Here is a 17239-nt window from a genome sequence, read left to right on the forward strand (position 1 = left end):
CTGAGCTCCACCGCGGCGCGCAGCGCCTCGTCCGTGTACGTGAGGCGGTGGTGCTCCTCGTACGCCGAGCGCAGACCGCGCAGGATCTCGATCGCGTCCGTCACCGACGGCTCGCCCACCCGCACAGGCTGGAAGCGGCGCTCGAGCGCGGCGTCCTTCTCGATCGTGCGGTACTCCTTGAGCGTGGTCGCGCCGATCAGGTGCAGCTCGCCACGCGCCAGACGGGGCTTCAGGATGTTGCCGGCGTCCATCGCGCCCTCGCCGCCGCCGCCCGCGCCGACGACCGTGTGGATCTCGTCGATGAACAGGATGACCTCGTCCTTGCGCGCTGCGACCTCCTCGACGGTCTTGGTCAGGCGCTCCTCGAAGTCGCCGCGGTAGCGGGTGCCCGCCAGCATGGCGGCAAGGTCGAGCGAGATCACGCTCTTCTCGCGCAGCTGCTCGGGAACGTCCCCCGCCACGATCGCGCGCGCGAGTCCCTCGACGACGGCGGTCTTGCCGACGCCGGCCTCGCCGACGAGCACGGGATTGTTCTTCGTGCGCCGCGACAGGATCTCGATCGTCTGCTCGATCTCGGACGCGCGACCGATCACGGGGTCGAGCAGGCCGTCACGGGCCCGCTGCGTGAGGTCCGTGCCGTAGGTCTCCAGCATGCCGCCGCCCTGCGGCGCCGCGCTCGGCGCTTCGGCGCTCTCAGGCGCGACGGTCTCGCGGACGCCCTGCGTGAGGGCCTCGGCCGTGATGCCGGCGGTCGACAGGATCTGCCCGGCGGGGGTGTCCTGAGCCAGCACGAGCGCGAAGAAGACGTGCTCGGGGTCGATGTACGTCGAGCCGGACGACCGAGCCACCTGGAACGCATGGAACAGGGCGCGCTGCACGGCGGGCGTGATGACCGCGCCCTCGGCGTCCACGCCGGGACCGGCCTGCGGCAGACGCTGCTCGGCGGCTGCCGCGACGGCGGCGCCGTCCGCTCCGACGCGCGAGATGGCGGAGGACACCGCGCGGTCCTCCGTGAGGACGTGCAGCACGTGCAGCGCGTCGAGCTCGTGCTGGCCGCGGCCGAGCGCGAAGCGGCCCGCGCGCTGCAGCAGCTCCTGCGTGCGCGCGCTGAGGTAGCGGCTCAGATCGACCGAACGGGCAGCGCGGGCGCGCTCGCCCTGCAGATAACGGGCGAGGAACTCGTCGAACGCGCTCGCGCCGAAGAAGTCGCCAGTCGAAGGGGTGTCGGGCATCCCGGATCTCCTCCCGAAATGGAATCGCAAAGTTGCGTGCCGTCGCATCAAGTTTGGAACTTGAGTCAAGGTCTGTCAACTTAAACGCCATGCGTCCGCGGGTATTCCCGCGCACACCGTCTTGTCGTTCGGCCGCCGCAGGCGCGGGCCTCTCACCCGCCTATCCTGGAGGCGTGCGCGAGTTCGGACGGGGAGTGCGGACGCTGATCGCCGGCTTCGGCTGGTGGCGGCGTCATCCCGGCGTGATGGCGGCGGGACTCATCCCCGCCGCGATCGTCGGGCTGGCCCTGGCGGGAGCGCTCGTCGCACTCGGCTTCGCCTTGCCGGGCCTGCTCGATGCCGTCACGCCGTTCGCGGACGGGTGGGACGAACTGTGGGCGAACCTGCTGCGATGGCTGCTCGGGATCGCCCTCATGGGCGGAGCGATCGTGCTGGCGATCACGACGTTCACGGCCCTCACGCTCGTCGTCGGAGAGCCCTTCTACGACAGGATCTGGCGCTCGGTCGAACAGGACCTGGGCGGCACCGTCCCCGACGCGCCGTATGGCATCGGCAAGTCGATCGGCGACGCTCTCGGCCTGTTCGGCAAGGGCCTGCTGTCCGCGCTGTGCGCCGGACTCGTTGCCCTCGTGCCGGTCGTCGGCGGCATCACGGGCGCCGTCGTCGGGGCGCTGCTGAACGGCCGGGTGATCGCCGACGAGCTCTCCTCGCGGGGACTCACGGCGCGGGGCCTGGACGGGACGCGGCGCGCCGCCCTCCTGAAGGCGAACCGGACGCGCGTGCTGGGCTTCGGCGTCGCGGTGCACGCGTGCTTCCTCGTGCCGGGCGCCGCGATCGTCGTGATGCCCGCAGCCGTGGCGGGTGCCGCGCTCCTCGGCCGGCACCTGGCGGGCGAGCCGACGGCGACCCCCGCGACGCCGGCGACGCCGGCGACGACGATCCCGAACTGACTCAGTCCTCGCGCGCGCTCTCGCGGTTCGCGCCATCCTGCGCGTGCGCCTCGCGCGCCGCCAGGAACAGCAGCACGAGCACCACCACCGCGGGCGCGGCGAGCGCGACGGCCACGCCGACCTGGGGGAACTCTCCCGTGAGCGCTCCCACCGCGACGGCGACGATCAGCAGCTGCGTCACCACGCCGCCCGAGCGTCCCCACGACCGTCCGCGCCACGTCGCGGCGGCGAACGCGCCGACCGCGACCGCGCCCACCGCGGTCAGCACGATGAGCGCGACCGCGCTGACCGGATCCGTCGTGTCCGCGCCCGCCAGTGCGACGACCTGCCAGACGATCAGCGCGAGGATCCCTGCGGCCTCGAGCGCGAGCAGCACGGCGGCGATCCGGGCGATCCGGCGAGGCATCGGACTCTCCTCACGGGTTCGTGGGCGTACAGACGATTCGAAGGCGCGCAGCCGAATTGACCCTTGTGCTCGGTACCCGGCTGTACGAAGATTGTTAACGGCATGTTTCCCACAACGTGGTGGGTCGTGGGCCGCGGCTCACGCCATGACCAGCGTATCCGACCCGAATGGATGCGCTTCCCACCCTCGAAAGCGAGCGTCATCCGCTCCGATCGAACCCCACCACATTGCGAGGAGCATCACCATGGATTGGCGCGACAAGGCGGCCTGCCTGACGGTCGACCCGGAACTCTTCTTCCCGGTCGGCAACACCGGCCCGGCAGTCGACCAGATCGAGAAGGCCAAGTCCGTGTGCGCACGGTGCACCGTCACCGAGGTCTGCCTGCAGTACGCCCTCGAGTCCGGTCAGGACTCGGGCGTGTGGGGCGGACTCAGCGAGGACGAGCGTCGCGCGCTGAAGCGCCGAGCCGCTCGTGCGCGCCGCGCCGGCTGACTCGCGCTCCCACACACAGCCCACTGAGAAGAGGCGCCCTCCGCGGAGGGCGCCTCTTCTCATGTCCGCGCTATCGCTTGATCCACTTCAGCGGGATCTCGATCAGCACCTCGGTGCCGCTCTCGATCTGACCGCCCGCGGGAGGCTCCTCGCCGCTCAGCGTGCGCCACTCGATGGACCCGCTGAGCTCTCCCTGAATCAGGGTGCGCACGATCTGCGTGCCCAGTCCGCGCCCCACGGTGCCTTCGGGAAGGCCGCTGCCGGAGTCGCGCACGCGGACCACGAGCTGCTCCTCGTCGCGCTCGGCGATGATCTCCACCTTGCCCTCCTGACCCTTCAGCCCGTGCTCGACGGCGTTGGTCACCAGCTCGGTGAGCGCGAGCGCGAGCGGAGTGGCGTACTCGCTGGGCAGCACGCCGAACTTCCCGATCGAGTGCGTGTGGGCGAGCGTGTTGGGGGCGGCCGCGACCTCGGCGACCAGTCGCAGCACGCGGTCGAACACCTGGTCGAAGTCGACGTTCTGCGACAGCCCCTCCGACAGCGTGTCGTGCACGACCGCGATCGCCGCGACGCGCTGCATCGCCTGCGTCAGCGACTCGCGGGCCTCCTCGGACTTCGTGCGACGAGCCTGGATGCGCAGCAGGGACGCCACCGTCTGCAGGTTGTTCTTGACGCGGTGATGGATCTCGCGGATCGTCGCGTCCTTCGTCAGCAGCTCCTGCTCCTGGTGGCGCAGCTCGGTGACGTCGCGGCAGAGCACGATCGCGCCCGTCCGGTTACCGTGGTCGCGCAGCGGGATCGCCCGCAGGGACACCGTGACGCCGCGCGCCTCGATGTCGGTGCGCCACGGGGCGCGGCCGGTCACCACGACCGGCAGCGACTCGTCGGTGTCGCGCGCGGCAGGCAGGATCCGGCTCGTCACCTCGGCGAGCGACTCGCCCTCGAGCTCGTCCGCGAAGCCGACGCGGTTGAACGCCGACAGCGCGTTCGGGCTCGCGAAGGTGACGACGCCGTCGACGTCGAGGCGGATCAGGCCGTCGGCCGCACGCGGTGCGCCCCTGCGCGGACCCGTCGGCGCGGACAGGTCGGGGAAGTCGCCCGTCGCGATCATCCGGAAGATGTCGTCGGCGCAGTCGTTGAACGTGATCTGCTGGCGCGACGGCGCGCGCACGTCGCCCAGGTTCGTGTGCCGCGTCAGGACACCCATCACGGCCTGGTCGCCGTCGAGCTTGCGCACGATCGGCACGGCGCGCACGCGCGTGGGGGTCTCCTCGAACCACTCGGGGCTGGACGAGTCGATGATGCCGGGGGCCGTGAACGCCTCGCGGACCTGCGCCTGCCACTGCGGGCGGATCCTCTCCCCCACGATGTCGCGGTAGAACAGCGTCGCCGCACCGCCCGGCCGCGTGTGCGCGACGGCGACGAACGAGTCGTCGGAGGCGGGAACCCACATCACGATGTCCGCGAAGGACAGATCTGCGAGCAGCTGCCCGTCGCCGGCGAGGCGATGAAGCCACTCGACGTCCGCCTCGCTCGCGATTCCCTGGGCGTAGACGAGGTCACTGAGGGTCGACACACGTCAAGCTTATGGGTCGAGGATCGCCGCTCCCCGTCTGCTGTCCGCGCGGAAGGCGCGACGCCGCGGCCGCCCGGCCGCGAGCGGCGCCGAGCGCGGCTCGCGCGACATGCCGCGGAGCCGCATCTGCGCCGCCAGCCGGCGCACGGCCTGCGCGAGTCCGGATCGCGGTGCGACCTCGCCGACGGGGCGCGCCGCGAGCAGCGCGGCATCCGCTGCCCGGCGATCGTCGGGGATGAAGGAGACCTCGGTGATGCCCGAGAAGCGCTCGAGCGCGCGGCGCACCTGCCCCCGCGGATCGATGCCGAGCGGCCCCGAGCGCAGTCTGTTGATCACGACCCGCACCGGCGTCGCGCCCACGATGCGACGCAGCTCCGCGTGGCCCCGCACAAGGCGCGAGAGCCCCACCGGATCCGCCGAGCCGACCGCCACCACGTGATCGGCCACGCTCAGCGCGGCGAGCGTCGCCGCATTGCGGCGCGGACCGTCGAGGTCGCTCACGATCTCCTCGTCCGATTCCAGCGTCGCTGCGACGTCGACGATCACGACGTCCGCCCAGTCCCGGATCACCACGAGCGCCGCCGCGACGCGCGGCCCGGACAGCTCGGGCCAGCGCGAGACACGGTTGATGCCGGTCAGGACGTCCACCCGACCGTCCGGGTCGCCGAGGGGCACGCTCACGCGCAGCAGCTCTCCGGCATCGAGCAGACCGAACTCGGCCTGCCGGCACGCGGCCGCGAAGCCCGGACTCTCGTCCGCCAGGCCCGCCGCGATCGCGAGCGCCGGCGCGTGGCTGTCCGCGTCGATCAGCGCCACGTGCGATCCGGCCCTCGCATGCTCGACCGCGAGCTCGATCGCGAGCGTCGTGCGGCCGGGAGCGCCCTCCGGGCCCCACACCACGATGATCCGGCCGCGCTCGCGCTCCTCGGCGGAGTCGGTGATCCGCCCTCCGCCTGCCGCGGCGACGATCCGCCACCCCGGCGCGTCGGACGGCAGCGGATCGGTCAGCCCGAAGCTGCGCGCGGCCCGCACGTCGGCGGGACGGTCGGCGAGCACGACGATGCGCACGCCGTGACGGTCGCAGTGCGCCACGAGCGCCGCCGTCAGCACCCCTCCGGCCGCGAGCACGAGCGTGTCGGCCTCCGCCAGGCGCGTCGTGAGGCCTGAGAAAGGTTCCTCCGCCGTGGCGAGCGTGTCCGGCCCCACGACCGCGAGCACCGTGACTCCCTCGTCGCGCAGCTCCTCCACCAGGCGCTCGGCGTCGGACCGATCCGCGACGACGAGCGCGATCACTCGCCCTCCTCCTCGGCGGGATCCGTCGTCCCGGGCTCGGGAAGCGCCGCGGCCCCCTCGCCCGTGGTCGGCACGGCCGACAGCACAGATCCGGCCGCGACGGCCGCGAGCACGTCGGCGACGCGCGCGCGGTCGATCACGAGCTCGAGTGCCGCACCGCTCGACGCCATCACCCCGTCCTCGCGCGTCACGCGCGCCACCACGGCGTCGGCGACCAGGATGCGCGGCGCCCCGAACGTCCCCGGCTCCTCCGCGGGCGGCGTCTCCCACAGCTCGACGAGCGCGCCGCGATCCACCCCCGCCGGCACGTCGACCGAACTGCGCACGACGACGGACGTGCGGTCGCTGCGTTCAGCGGAGCCCGTGGCGCCCGCGGGCAGCAGCTCACCTCGCCCGATCGTGCGCAGCGCCACGAGCCCCTCGCCGATCGCCTCCGGCGCCACATAGGCGCCCTGCGCCTGCCCGAGCGCGACCTCGACCACCGTCACATCGGCCGCGGTGATGGCCTGACCGGCGACGAGCGTGCCGGACGCCGCGAGCACCGGCACGGTCTGCCGCGCGGCCCCGACGACGAACCACACGCCCGCGATGGAAGCGGCCACCAGGACCAGGCCGATCACGAAGCGCGCGTCGGCCCAGACCCGACGCGTCGTGCGCGGGGCCGGGGACGACGCCCGGGCGGTGCCGGTCGGGGTGGCGGTCATCGTGCTCATGCGGGCATCGTCGCAAAAACCGGCGATGCCCGACCGAGGTTCTCCACAGGCCCGGATGTCGTCCTGTCCGTGCCTGAGGCGGCGCTCATAATGGGGGCATGGTCGACGATCCGTCACGCCGTCACGTGCCCCCCGCTCAGGTCGCCGAGCTGCTGGGCATCCGCGTGGAGGAGGTCATCGAGCTCGTGCAGGACGGACGACTGCGCGGCGCCCGCGTCGGCTCGCCCGCGCGCTGGCGCATCGAGCGCGACAGCGTGGCCGAGTACCTCGACGCCCAGGTCGAGGAGGCGCGCCGCATGGCGCTGTGGCGGCAGTCCAATGCCGCGAGCTTCCCCGAGCTGTGGGGCACGAACCGCTGACGAACGCGGCCCGGGCGTTGCCTCAGACGACGGGCACACCGGCCGCGGCGTCGATCCTCACCCAGGCGATCGCGGAGAGCGGCAGCATCCGGTAGGAGCGCACCTCCGACGCACGTCGGGGTGCTCCGGCGTCATGCAGCGCGAGGTCGAGATGATCCCCTCCGACGCGATCCACCGTGCCGGTCAGGACCCGTCCGGATGAGCCGTCGCCGTGCGAGGGCACGCCGATCGCCACGCCCACGCGACGACGGGCGAGGTCGCGCATCGCGAGCGCGAACGTGACGCGCTCGGCCAGCCGGTCGCCGTGCTCGACGGGTCGCGCACTGCGCAGCAGATCGTCGTGGGAGGCCTGCACGGCGCGGATCGCCGGGATGCGCGCGAGCAGGAGCCGGCGCCCGCCGCCGTTCTCCGCCGCCGCGACCCAGTCGGCGCCGACCGCCGAGATCCGCACCTCGACCGACAGCCCGTCGGCCAGTTCGATCGTGAGGGGCGCCTCGGCGTCGCGCGCCAGGCCGACGAGCCGAGCCCGCAGATCGACGCGCGCGAGGCGGAGCCGCTCCGCCTCCGATTCGAGCGCGGCGCGTTCCGCCTCCCACTCGGCGGCGAGCTGGTCCTCCAGGTCGTCGAAGAAGCGCTCCCATCGCACGGGCCGAGCGTAGGCCACCGCTCGAGGCCCCCGCGGCGGCTGTCCACAGGCGCTTCGTGCCCGCGTGCGTCTCCACGGACATACGTGCCGACTCGGGAGGCCTCGACGGCCGGTGTTGGACTGGCGACTCGTTCCGCACCGATAACCCGGGGGTCTCGATGTCCCAACCGCTGTCGTCGCCGCAACCGTCCTCGGCCGCCGCGCACCCGCCGCTGCGCAAGCTCGCAGACGTCGAGGAGCACTTCGCCCGTCAGCACACGCCGAGCGAGCGCCTCCCGGACCCCGAGCCGCTGCTGACCGCGCTGACCCGCGGCGTGCTCGAGGTGCTCGCAGGCGTGCGCGAGCCCGAGCAGCTCGCCCGCTGGCTCACCGAGGAGCCGTACCGCTCGCTGGTCACACGAGCCGGCATGGCCGTGCGCGCCCGCAGCGCCCGACGCCAGCCGGCCCTCCGACCCGTCTACGCGGTCCGCTCGATCCGGCACTCGTCTCCCGCGGACGGCGTGGTCGAGAGCGTCATCGTCGTCGAGACGCCGCAGCGCACGCGCGCCGTCGCCATGCGCCTCGAGGGCATGGATCGCCGCTGGCGCGCGACGAGCCTGTCGATCCTGTGATCCGCGGATCCCGGGCCGCGGGACCCGGTGACCGCTACTGCGTGTACGAGCTCAGGAAGTTGCCCAGGCGCTCGACCGCCTCGCTCAGCACGCGCGCCTCCGGAAGCGTGACGATGCGCAGGTGGTCAGGAGTCGCCCAGTTGAACCCCGTGCCCTGCACGAGCAGGATGCGCTCGGCGACGAGCAGGTCGTAGACGAGCTTCGCGTCGTCGCGGATCTCGTGCACCTCGGGGTCGAGCCGCGGGAACGCGTACAGCGCGCCCTGCGGCTTGACGCACGACACGCCCGGGATCTCGTTCAGCTTCTCCCACGTCACGTCGCGCTGCTCGAGCAGGCGCCCCTGCGGCGCCACGAGGGAGTCGATCGTCTGCACGCCGGTGAGGGCCGCGAGCACCGCGTGCTGGGCGGGGACGTTGGGGCACAGGCGGGTCGAGGCCAGCAGCGTGATGCCCTCGATGAAGCCCTTCGCGTGCTCCTGCGGGCCGGTGATCACCATCCAGCCCGACCGATAGCCCGCCACGCGGTAGGTCTTCGACAGGCCGTTGAAGGTGAGGCACAGCAGGTCGGGCGCGACGGTCGCCATGGGGATGTGCTGGGCCCCGTCGTACAGGATCCGGTCGTAGATCTCATCGCTCAGCACGAGCAGCGAATGCTCGCGGGCGATGTCGGCGATGCTCTCCAGCACCTCGCGCGAGTACACCGCGCCTGTCGGGTTGTTGGGGTTGATGATCACGATCGCCTTTGTGCGATCGGTGATCTTCGCTCGGATGTCCTCGAGGTCCGGGTTCCACCCGTTCTGCTCGTCGCAGATGTAGTGCACCGGGGTGCCGCCGGACAGGCTCGTCATGGCCGTCCAGAGCGGGTAGTCCGGCGCGGGGATGAGGACCTCATCGCCCTGATCGAGCAGCGCCTGCATCGTCATCGTGATGAGCTCGGAGACGCCGTTGCCGAGGTAGACGTTCTGCGGATCCACGTGCGGGAAGCCCGGGATCTCCTCGTAGCGGCTGACGATCGCGCGGCGCGCGGCGAGGATGCCGCGGCTCTCGCTGTAACCATGCGCGGTCGGGACGGCGGCGATCATGTCGCGCACGATCTGGTACGGCGCCTCGAAGCCGAAGATCGCCGGGTTGCCGGTGTTGAGCTTGAGCACCGAGTGCCCCGCGGCCTCGAGCCGAGCCGCCTCGTCCAGGGCGGCGCCCCGGATCTCGTAGAGGACGTTCTTGAGCTTCGAGGACTGATCCAGCGAACGCAGGCGGCGGGCGCCGGGCTGCGGGCCGGTCGAGACAGGGGTGGTCATCGCCTCAGGATATGCCGAGGCCCACCGGTCCACGCTCGCACGCGTGGACCTGCGTTCGGTCTTTGCCGGCCGACGCGCGCTCCACTCGGGAACACACGGGACGCACGTCCCGCGATCCTCGAGCGGAGCGCGCGCCGGCTGAGGAGGCTACCGCTTCTTGGCGGCGCGCCGCTGCTCGCGGTTCATCGGGGCTCCCTGCTGCGTCGCCGCATCCGCCGCCTGACCGAAGGCGCTCGCCCCCGGTCCGGTCTGCGACGCGGTCGCGTGCGTCTGCGCGGGCTGCTGGGCCGTGCGCCGCACCCGATCCGTCGCGGCCTTGTTCACCTGGCCGCGGTCGTTGCGCACCTCGATCTCGCCCGCATCGTTGGGCGCGGAGTACTCGAGCTGCTGGTCGACCGGCTGGTCGGACAGGCCCTTCGCCTCGACCTCGGCCTGCGCCTGCTCGCCCTCGCCCACGCGGCGCACCTGCACCTCGAGATTGAAGAGGTAGCCGACGGCCTCCTCCTTGATCTGGCCCATCATCGTCTGGAACATCGAGTAGCCCTCGCGCTGGTACTCGATCAGCGGATCACGCTGCGCCATGGCGCGCAGCCCGATGCCGTCCTTGAGGTAGTCCATCTCGTAGAGGTGGTCACGCCAGCGGCGGTCGAGCACCTGCAGCACGACGCGGCGCTCGAGCTCGCGCATCGCGGCGGTGCCGAGCGTCTCCTCGCGCTTGTCGTACGCGATCTTCGCGTCGCTCAGCAGCTCGCGCTTGAGCCCCTCCGCCGTGATGCCGCCCTTGCGGCCGCCCGCCTCCGCGACGACCTCGTCGATCGTGACGCCAACGGGGTAGAGCGTCTTCAGCTCGGTCCACAGCGCGTCGAAGTCCCAGCTCTCGTTGTGCCCGCCCGCGGTGTGCTCGTCGATCACGGCCGTGATGGCGTCCTCGATGAAGTGCTGCACGCGATCCGCGATGTCGTCGCCCTGCAGGATGTGACGACGATCGGAGTAGATCGCCTCGCGCTGTCGGTTCAGGACGTCGTCGTACTTCAGGACGTTCTTGCGCGCCTCCGCGTTGCGCGACTCGATCGCAGCCTGCGCGTTCTTGATGAGGTTCGACACCAGGCGCGACTCGATCGCCACGTCGTCGGGAAGGTCGGTGCGCGCCAGCAGCGCATCGGCGGCGCCCGACTGGAAGCGGCGCATCAGGTCGTCCTCGAGGGACAGGTAGAAGCGGCTCTCGCCGGGGTCTCCCTGTCGTCCCGCGCGACCGCGCAGCTGGTTGTCGATGCGGCGCGACTCGTGGCGCTCGGTGCCGAGCACGTAGAGACCGCCGACCTCGACGACCTTCGCCGCCTCCTCGGCGACCTCGCTGCGCACGCGTTCGAACACGACCGCCCACTCGGCGTCGTACTCCTCCGGATCCGTGCTCGCCGGATCCATCCCCTTCGCCTTCATCTCCTGCACGGCGAGGAACTCGGCGTTGCCGCCGAGCATGATGTCGGTGCCTCGTCCGGCCATGTTGGTGGCGACCGTGACACTGCCGAGGCGTCCGGCGCGCGCCACGATCTCGGCCTCGCGCGCATGGTTCTTCGCGTTCAGGACCTCGTGGCGAATGCCCTTCTTCGCGAGCAGACGGGACAGGTACTCGCTCTTCTCGACGCTCACGGTGCCGACCAGCACGGGCTGGCCCTTCTCGTGGCGCTCCGCGATGTCCTCGACGACCTGCGCGAACTTGCCCTTCTCGTTGCGGTAGACGAGATCGCGCTGATCCGAGCGGACCATCGGCTTGTTGGTCGGGATCGGGATCACGCCGAGCGAATACGTCGACATGAACTCGCCGGCCTCCGTCTCGGCCGTGCCCGTCATGCCCGACAGCTTGTCGTACAGGCGGAAGTAGTTCTGGAGGGTCACGGTCGCGAGGGTCTGGTTCTCGGCCTTGACCGGCACGCCCTCCTTCGCCTCGATCGCCTGGTGGATGCCCTCGTTGTAGCGGCGGCCGACCAGGATGCGTCCCGTGTGCTCGTCGACGATCATGACCTCGTCGTTCATCACGACGTAGTCGGTGTCGCGCTTGAACAGCGCGAGCGCCTTGATCGAGTTGTTCAGGAAGGAGATGAGCGGCGTGTTCGCCGACTCGTACAGGTTGTCGATGCCGAGGTAGTCCTCGACCTTCTCGATGCCCGCCTCGAGCACGCCGACGGTGCGCTTCTTGATGTCGACCTCGAAGTCGACGCCCTCCTCGAGCGTGCGCGCGACCTTCGCGAACTCGGTGAACCAGCGGTTCGCCTCGCCCGACGACGGGCCCGAGATGATCAGCGGGGTGCGGGCCTCGTCGATCAGGATCGAGTCGACCTCGTCCACGATCGCGAAGAAGTGACCGCGCTGGACGAGGTCCTCCTTGCGCCACGCCATGTTGTCGCGCAGGTAGTCGAAACCGAACTCGTTGTTGGTGCCGTAGGTGATGTCGGCCGCGTACTGCTCACGACGCACGGCCGGCGTCTGCCCCGACACGATCACGCCGGTCGTCATGCCGAGCGCGCGGTACACGCGACCCATCAGCTCGGCCTGGTACGACGCGAGGAAGTCGTTCACCGTGATGACGTGCACGCCCTTGCCGGCGATCGCGTTGAGGTACGCGGGAAGGGTCGCGACGAGCGTCTTTCCCTCACCGGTCTTCATCTCGGCGATGTTGCCCAGATGAAGCGCCGCGCCACCCATGATCTGCACGTCGTACGGACGCATGCCGAGCGTGCGCTTGGCCGCCTCACGCACCGCGGCGAAGGCCTCGGGCATCAGGTGGTCCAGCGTCTCGCCGGCCTCGAATCGGGCGCGCAGCTCGGCGGTCTCGCCGCGCAGCTCCTCGTCGGTGAGCTGCGTGTAGTCCTCCTCGAGGGCGCCCACGGCCGCGACCACCTGCTGCAGGCGGCGGCGGACGCGTCCCTCTCCGGCGCGGAGCAGCTTCTCGAAGGGATTCGCCACGTGATGTCTCCTCGTCCTCGGCCCTCGCCCGGGTCGAGCGGCGGTGCCGTGTTCCCCGCCGCACGGCGACGGGCATACGGACCCATGTTATCGGTCCGTGACCTATGTCGCGGCTGGGCGGCTCGCGGTTCCAGCAACTATGCTCGGTGCACCGGCTGCTCCGCGCCGGCAGCGCCGCATCGTTCTCGTCCCGGATCCGAGGCTGGACTCGACGTCCTCCGGATCTTTCCCCTCGCCGGGAGCGATGGCGCAGACCGACCCGCTCTCTGAACAGAGGTGATCGATGACGCTGGTGGACCCTGCCCCGTGGCGACCCGACGAGACCGCCCCCGCCCTCCCGAACACGGCCGCCGAGGCGACCGACGCGATCCGCATCGTAGGCGGCCTGCCGCACCTGGTGACCGCCGCGACCCCCGCGCAGGCGGAGACCTTCGACCTGCTCGACCTCGCCGCGCTGCTCGAGTCCCACGGACTCGAGCCCTGGCTGCTGCGTCGATCGAGCGGGCGGCCCGCGCTCGCCCTTCCCCACTCGCAGCGCGAGGCGGCTCTGGCGGCGCTGGACGAGGCGGCGGACAGAGGACCATGGGCCGCGGCTCGCCGTGAGGGCGGAACCGTGCGCGCCGTCTTCGCCGGCGCGGCGAACGCCTTCGGCCGCGCGGACGTCGCCACGGTCTTCCGTCCCCGCGTCGTGCCGTCCGGATCCCTGCGCTACGGCGCCGAGTACGGCGTGCGACTGGAGTTCTGGCGGCGCGAGGGCGGCATGCTGCACGCACCGCGCCCCAACGCGCTCACGCGCCGCTCGATCGCCGTGGACGACCTGACCCTGGACAGGGTCGACCGTCACGGCCGGGAGTGGCAGACGATCGAGGGCATGTGGACGCCGGGGGCGAACGAGTTCACCGCACCCGTCGACATCGTCTTCTCGTGGGTCGACGGATCCTCCAGCGACTTCCAGCGCGAACGCGCGAAGCGCATGAACGCGTACGTCGTCGGCGACGGCGACGACCACGCGGCGCGGTTCCGCCAGATCGACGAGCTGCGCTATGCGCTGCGCAGCGTGCACATGTTCGCGCCGTGGATCCGGACGATCTGGATCGCCACCGACAGTCCCGTGCCGTGGTGGCTGCGCGAGCACCCGCGCGTGCGAGTGGTCCGCAGCGAGGAGTTCTTCGCCGACACGTCGGTGCTGCCCACGCACAACTCTCATGCGGTCGAGGCCCAGCTTCACCGCATCCCGGGCCTGGCCGAGCACTTCCTGTACTCGAACGACGACATGTTCTTCGGTCGGCCCGTGCGTCCGGAGCTGTTCTTCACCGCGGCCGGGATCACGCAGTTCGTCGAATCGGACGTGCGGATCGGCACGGGGGCGCCGGATGCGACCCGCAGCGGGCATGACAACGCCGCGCGCGTCAACCGCGCGCTGCTGCGCGACAGGTTCGGCCGGATCATCACGCGCGACCTCCAGCACTGCGCCACGCCGCACCGCCGAAGCGTCATGGCCGAGCTCGAGCGGGAGTTCCCCGAGGACTTCGCCCGCACGGCCGCGGCGCGCTTCCGCAGCGCGACGGATGTGTCGGTCACCAACTCGCTGTACCACTACTACGCGCTGATGACCGGTCGTGCGCTCCCCACGACGGCCCCGCGCACCGCGTACATCCAGACGACGCTGCAGTCCTCCCTGCACCGCATGGACCGGCTGCTCGCGCGACGCGACGCCGACATGTTCTGCCTGAACGACGGCAGCATCCCCGAGATGCCGGAGGACGTGCGCGAGCGCGCCGTGCGCGACCTGCTCGAGGCGTACTTCCCGGTGCCCGCACCGTGGGAGCGGCTCTCCCCCGGCGAGGACTGAGCCGCGTCAGGTCCGCAGCGGCACGGACGCGGACGGGACCCGCTCGTCCCACCGCGCTCGATGGGTCGACTCCGGGATCACCACCCGCGCCTCGGCGAGGCGTCGCCGGGTCTCCTCGGCGGTCGTGATCTCGGCGGGGGCGGCGTCCGCGAACGGCACGACCGAGTGCACGACCGTCTCGTCGTAGACGTGCACCAGGTTGTACGACTGACCGCCGTCGCGCGGGCGCATCCCGCCGTCCCCCACCCCGAGATCCTGTGTGTAGCACGTCGCCGACGCGACCGAGACCGGGATGCCGGCGAACGTCGCGGACGTCGAGAAGTGCACGTGACCGGCCAGGATCGCCCGCACGTCGCTGCCGCGCAGGACGGCGGCGAGACGGTGCTGATCGCGCAGCTCGACGAGGGTCGCGAGGTCGAGCACGCTGGGAACGGGCGGATGGTGCATCGCGAGGATCGTGCCGTGCGGGGCGGGGATCGACAGCTCGAGCGCGAGCCAGGCGAGTTGATCGTCACTGATCTCGCCGTGATGCGCACCGGGCACCGACGTGTCGAGCACGATGACGCGCAGGCCGTCCACGTCGTGCACGGCGTCGACGGGCGCGTCGCCCGACCCGTCGAGCAGCTCGCGGCGGAACACGTCGCGGTCGTCGTGGTTGCCCATCACCCAGATCACGCGGGCCCCGAGGCGCCGCGCGGCGGGCTCGACCGACGCGCGCAGTCGCGCATACGCCTCCGGCTCGCCGAGATCGGCGAGGTCGCCCGTGAACACCAGCGCATCAGGCCGTCCGCCCGACTGCTCGAGCTCGGCCATGACGCGTTCGACGTTCGCCGCCGCGTCGATTCCGAAGACCCCGGTCCCCGAGCGCAGGTGCGTGTCGCTGAGGTGGACGAGCAGGTGACTCGGGCGGGCGTATTCGGCGATCCGGAACATGTACGGGTCGGACATGCGCGCGATGCTACCCACGGGTTTCGCGATTACGGTGACCACTCGGTGACCAGTAGGCAAATCGTCACCGAGCGCACCGCGATCCCTGCGGAACGTCGAGGCGCGACGCCGTGTCGCCGGGCGTTTTCCGGTATGCATTTTCCCGGTATGCATATGCTGTGGACGAGCGGAGGAGGCGGTCGGGATGTCGGTACGTCAGAGCCTGCTCGCGATCCTCGACCAGGCGCCGTGCTACGGCTACCAGCTGCGCACGGAGTTCGAGCGCCGCACGGGCGGCACCTGGGCGCTGAACGTCGGGCAGATCTACAACACGCTCGAGCGCCTCGAACGCGACGGTCTCGTGACCCGCGTTGCGGCCGACGAGCAGGGCCACGTGTACTGGCGGATCGCCGATGCGGGCCGTGCGCAGGTGCGCGCGTGGCTGTCGACCGCCGTGGATCGCGGCCAGACCGCGCGCGACGAGCTCGCCATGAAGCTGGCGCTCGCGGCGACGCTCCCCGGCGTGGATGTCGCGGCGGTGATCCAGACGCAGCGCAGCGCGACGCGGGAGCGGCTGCGGGAGCTGCAGCTCGCGCAGCAGGCCGATCCGGACCCCGACACCCCGGAGGCGATCGCGTGGTCGCTCGTGGTCGACTCGATGATCTTCGCCGCCGAGGCCGAGATGCGCTGGCTCGACCACAGCGAGCAGCGCCTGGCGATGCATCCGGATCACGCCCTCGCGCTCGATCTGTCGACCGAGCGCCCGCGACGAGGGCGCCCCGCGCGAACCGCGGTCGCGTAGCGCGCGGCCCGCGTTCCGCCTGCGGCGAAGCGCTCGTTCGCACGTCGCCGCCAAACCATAGGATCGACGCATGGCCGGATTCTGGGGCAGACGCAAGCGCGAGGAAGACGCGGCACGGCAGGCGCAGGACGACGACCTCGCGCGGCGCGCCCGCGCGGCGCTCGTCGGCGCCGACGAGCGCATCCGCACGACCTCCGACGAGCTCGAGTTCGCGGTCGCGGAGCTCGGCGAGAACCCCACGAACGCGCTGCGCGAGGGCCTGACGGCCGTGCGCACGCACCTGTCCGAGGCGTTCCACCTGCATCAGCTCAATCACGACGAGATCCCCGACACGGCCGAGGAGCTGCGCACGCGCAACGCACGCATCATCCAGCTGTGCGAGTGGGCCGAGGATGTGCTCGACGAGCGCACCGAGGCGCTGCGCGACAAGGTGGCGCTCGTGCGCCAGGCGCCGCAGATCATCGAGGGCATCCGCGACGACGTCGAACGACTGCGCGCGCGCCTGCCGCTGACGCGGGAGACGGTCTCGCGCCTCGCCAAGCGCTACAGCGCGGCCGCCCTGCACCGCGTCTCGGCGAACCCGGATGAGGCCGAGCAGCTTCTGGAGTTCGCACTGCACAGCGCCGACGTGTCGGTGCGGCGCCGCGAGGCGCGTCGCGCGGAGGAGGCCAACGTCGCGCTGGAGACCGCGACCGAGGCCGTGCGGCGCGCGAGCACGATCATCGACGGCGTCGAGGACTTCGAGATCGAGGCCCTGCGCGCCCAGTCGACGCTCGCCGATGTCATCGCCGACTCGCGGCAGGATATCGTGGCCGCGCGTCCCTTCACGCAGTCGGGTGCGCCGCACGCGGCAGAGGTGAGCGCAGCGGTGGCCGCGCTCGAGGGCGCGCTCGCGGCGCTGCCGGGCCCGGGGACGCCGAGCGATCCGTTCGAGGATCTCGCGGCGCTGCGGGACGCGAACGCCGCGCTCGACGCTGCCGTGGAGAAGGCACGGCAGCGCGCCGCCCGTCCCCTGCCGTCGATCGAGCAGGTCCGGCATTCGGTCGACGCCGCCGACCACGCGATCGCCGTCGCGAACAGCGTGATCTCGGGCCACCGCGGCTACATCGGCGCCGACG

16 protein-coding genes are annotated in these 17239 nt (G+C 71.5%); 7 read left to right on the plus strand and 9 right to left on the minus strand.

Annotation, left to right across the window (positions count from 1 at the left end; translation table 11 throughout):
* Positions 1-1232, minus strand: a 1232-nt coding sequence (locus tag RIF89_RS03415) for a Clp protease N-terminal domain-containing protein (RefSeq protein ID WP_309067755.1), incomplete at its 3' end; no start/stop codon positions are given.
* Between the two features lie 173 nt (positions 1233-1405).
* Between RIF89_RS03415 and RIF89_RS03420 the strand changes: the two genes are divergently transcribed.
* The gene (locus RIF89_RS03420; RefSeq protein WP_309067756.1) at positions 1406-2182 is read left to right on the plus strand and encodes an EI24 domain-containing protein; all 777 of its coding nucleotides are present in this window, start codon (positions 1406-1408) and stop codon (positions 2180-2182) included.
* Position 2183: 1 nt separating this feature from the next.
* Here RIF89_RS03420 and RIF89_RS03425 read toward each other — a convergent pair whose 3' ends face one another.
* Positions 2184-2588, minus strand: a complete 405-nt coding sequence (locus tag RIF89_RS03425) for a histidine kinase (protein ID WP_309067757.1) — start codon at positions 2586-2588, stop codon at positions 2184-2186.
* Positions 2589-2832: 244 nt separating this feature from the next.
* Here RIF89_RS03425 and RIF89_RS03430 point away from each other — a divergent pair, with 244 nt between their 5' ends.
* A complete protein-coding gene (locus RIF89_RS03430) occupies positions 2833-3081 on the plus strand; it encodes a WhiB family transcriptional regulator (RefSeq protein ID WP_188754950.1) in 249 nt (82 codons plus the stop codon).
* A gap of 70 nt (positions 3082-3151) precedes the next feature.
* Here RIF89_RS03430 and RIF89_RS03435 read toward each other — a convergent pair whose 3' ends face one another.
* Genes RIF89_RS03435 through RIF89_RS03445 form a run of 3 tightly spaced genes read right to left on the minus strand, consistent with a single transcriptional unit; the run spans position 3152 to position 6663 of the window.
* Positions 3152-4657 carry a histidine kinase N-terminal domain-containing protein gene (locus RIF89_RS03435; protein WP_309067758.1) on the minus strand — a complete coding sequence of 502 codons (1506 nt, stop codon included), beginning with the start codon at positions 4655-4657 and terminating at the stop codon, positions 3152-3154.
* 9 nt (positions 4658-4666) lie between these two features.
* The gene (locus RIF89_RS03440; protein ID WP_309067759.1) at positions 4667-5950 is read right to left on the minus strand and encodes a hypothetical protein; all 1284 of its coding nucleotides are present in this window, start codon (positions 5948-5950) and stop codon (positions 4667-4669) included.
* Positions 5947-6663, minus strand: a complete 717-nt coding sequence (locus tag RIF89_RS03445) for an SAF domain-containing protein (protein ID WP_309067760.1) — start codon at positions 6661-6663, stop codon at positions 5947-5949. Before RIF89_RS03445 ends, RIF89_RS03440 begins: the two co-directional genes overlap by 4 nt.
* A 98-nt stretch (positions 6664-6761) precedes the next feature.
* Between RIF89_RS03445 and RIF89_RS03450 the strand changes: the two genes are divergently transcribed.
* On the plus strand, positions 6762-7022 hold the full coding sequence (locus RIF89_RS03450) for a helix-turn-helix domain-containing protein (protein ID WP_309067761.1): 261 nt from the start codon (positions 6762-6764) through the stop codon (positions 7020-7022).
* 22 nt (positions 7023-7044) lie between these two features.
* Here the strand turns inward: RIF89_RS03450 and RIF89_RS03455 are convergent, their stop codons facing one another.
* Positions 7045-7668, minus strand: coding sequence for a hypothetical protein (locus tag RIF89_RS03455; RefSeq protein WP_309067762.1), 624 nt, complete (start codon positions 7666-7668; stop codon positions 7045-7047).
* A 158-nt stretch (positions 7669-7826) separates the two neighbouring features.
* Here RIF89_RS03455 and RIF89_RS03460 point away from each other — a divergent pair, with 158 nt between their 5' ends.
* Positions 7827-8279 carry an Rv3235 family protein gene (locus tag RIF89_RS03460; protein WP_309067763.1) on the plus strand — a complete coding sequence of 151 codons (453 nt, stop codon included), beginning with the start codon at positions 7827-7829 and terminating at the stop codon, positions 8277-8279.
* A 34-nt stretch (positions 8280-8313) separates the two neighbouring features.
* Here the strand turns inward: RIF89_RS03460 and RIF89_RS03465 are convergent, their stop codons facing one another.
* Both RIF89_RS03465 and secA read right to left on the minus strand, forming a co-directional pair.
* Positions 8314-9576: a pyridoxal phosphate-dependent aminotransferase gene (locus RIF89_RS03465; RefSeq protein WP_309067764.1), complete on the minus strand. Its 1263-nt coding sequence runs from the start codon at positions 9574-9576 to the stop codon at positions 8314-8316.
* 147 nt (positions 9577-9723) lie between these two features.
* Positions 9724-12540: a preprotein translocase subunit SecA gene (gene secA, locus RIF89_RS03470; protein WP_309067765.1), complete on the minus strand. Its 2817-nt coding sequence runs from the start codon at positions 12538-12540 to the stop codon at positions 9724-9726.
* Between the two features lie 283 nt (positions 12541-12823).
* On the opposite strand from secA, the gene RIF89_RS03475 reads away from it, so the two are divergent.
* Positions 12824-14392 carry a stealth family protein gene (locus RIF89_RS03475; RefSeq protein WP_309067766.1) on the plus strand — a complete coding sequence of 523 codons (1569 nt, stop codon included), beginning with the start codon at positions 12824-12826 and terminating at the stop codon, positions 14390-14392.
* A gap of 6 nt (positions 14393-14398) precedes the next feature.
* Here the strand turns inward: RIF89_RS03475 and RIF89_RS03480 are convergent, their stop codons facing one another.
* On the minus strand, positions 14399-15340 hold the full coding sequence (locus tag RIF89_RS03480) for a phosphodiesterase (RefSeq protein ID WP_309067767.1): 942 nt from the start codon (positions 15338-15340) through the stop codon (positions 14399-14401).
* 184 nt (positions 15341-15524) lie between these two features.
* On the opposite strand from RIF89_RS03480, the gene RIF89_RS03485 reads away from it, so the two are divergent.
* A complete protein-coding gene (locus tag RIF89_RS03485) occupies positions 15525-16121 on the plus strand; it encodes a PadR family transcriptional regulator (protein WP_309067768.1) in 597 nt (198 codons plus the stop codon).
* A 70-nt stretch (positions 16122-16191) separates the two neighbouring features.
* Positions 16192-17239, plus strand: a 1048-nt coding sequence (locus RIF89_RS03490) for a hypothetical protein (RefSeq protein ID WP_309067769.1), incomplete at its 3' end; no start/stop codon positions are given.

The organism is Microbacterium sp. (assembly GCF_031178525.1).
In the GTDB taxonomy this organism is placed as follows: domain Bacteria; phylum Actinomycetota; class Actinomycetes; order Actinomycetales; family Microbacteriaceae; genus Microbacterium.

What these genes read in the sequence shown, in the direction of transcription:
- RIF89_RS03425 (WP_309067757.1), bottom strand. Translation starts at nt 2,588, where the DNA reads ATGCCTCGCCGGATCGCCCGGATCGCCGCCGTGCTGCTCGCGCTCGAG.
- RIF89_RS03430 (WP_188754950.1), top strand. Translation starts at nt 2,833, where the DNA reads ATGGATTGGCGCGACAAGGCGGCCTGCCTGACGGTCGACCCGGAACTC.
- RIF89_RS03445 (WP_309067760.1), bottom strand. Translation starts at nt 6,663, where the DNA reads ATGAGCACGATGACCGCCACCCCGACCGGCACCGCCCGGGCGTCGTCC.
- RIF89_RS03450 (WP_309067761.1), top strand. Translation starts at nt 6,762, where the DNA reads ATGGTCGACGATCCGTCACGCCGTCACGTGCCCCCCGCTCAGGTCGCC.
- RIF89_RS03460 (WP_309067763.1), top strand. Translation starts at nt 7,827, where the DNA reads ATGTCCCAACCGCTGTCGTCGCCGCAACCGTCCTCGGCCGCCGCGCAC.
- RIF89_RS03465 (WP_309067764.1), bottom strand. Translation starts at nt 9,576, where the DNA reads ATGACCACCCCTGTCTCGACCGGCCCGCAGCCCGGCGCCCGCCGCCTG.
- RIF89_RS03475 (WP_309067766.1), top strand. Translation starts at nt 12,824, where the DNA reads ATGACGCTGGTGGACCCTGCCCCGTGGCGACCCGACGAGACCGCCCCC.
- RIF89_RS03480 (WP_309067767.1), bottom strand. Translation starts at nt 15,340, where the DNA reads ATGTCCGACCCGTACATGTTCCGGATCGCCGAATACGCCCGCCCGAGT.
- RIF89_RS03485 (WP_309067768.1), top strand. Translation starts at nt 15,525, where the DNA reads ATGTCGGTACGTCAGAGCCTGCTCGCGATCCTCGACCAGGCGCCGTGC.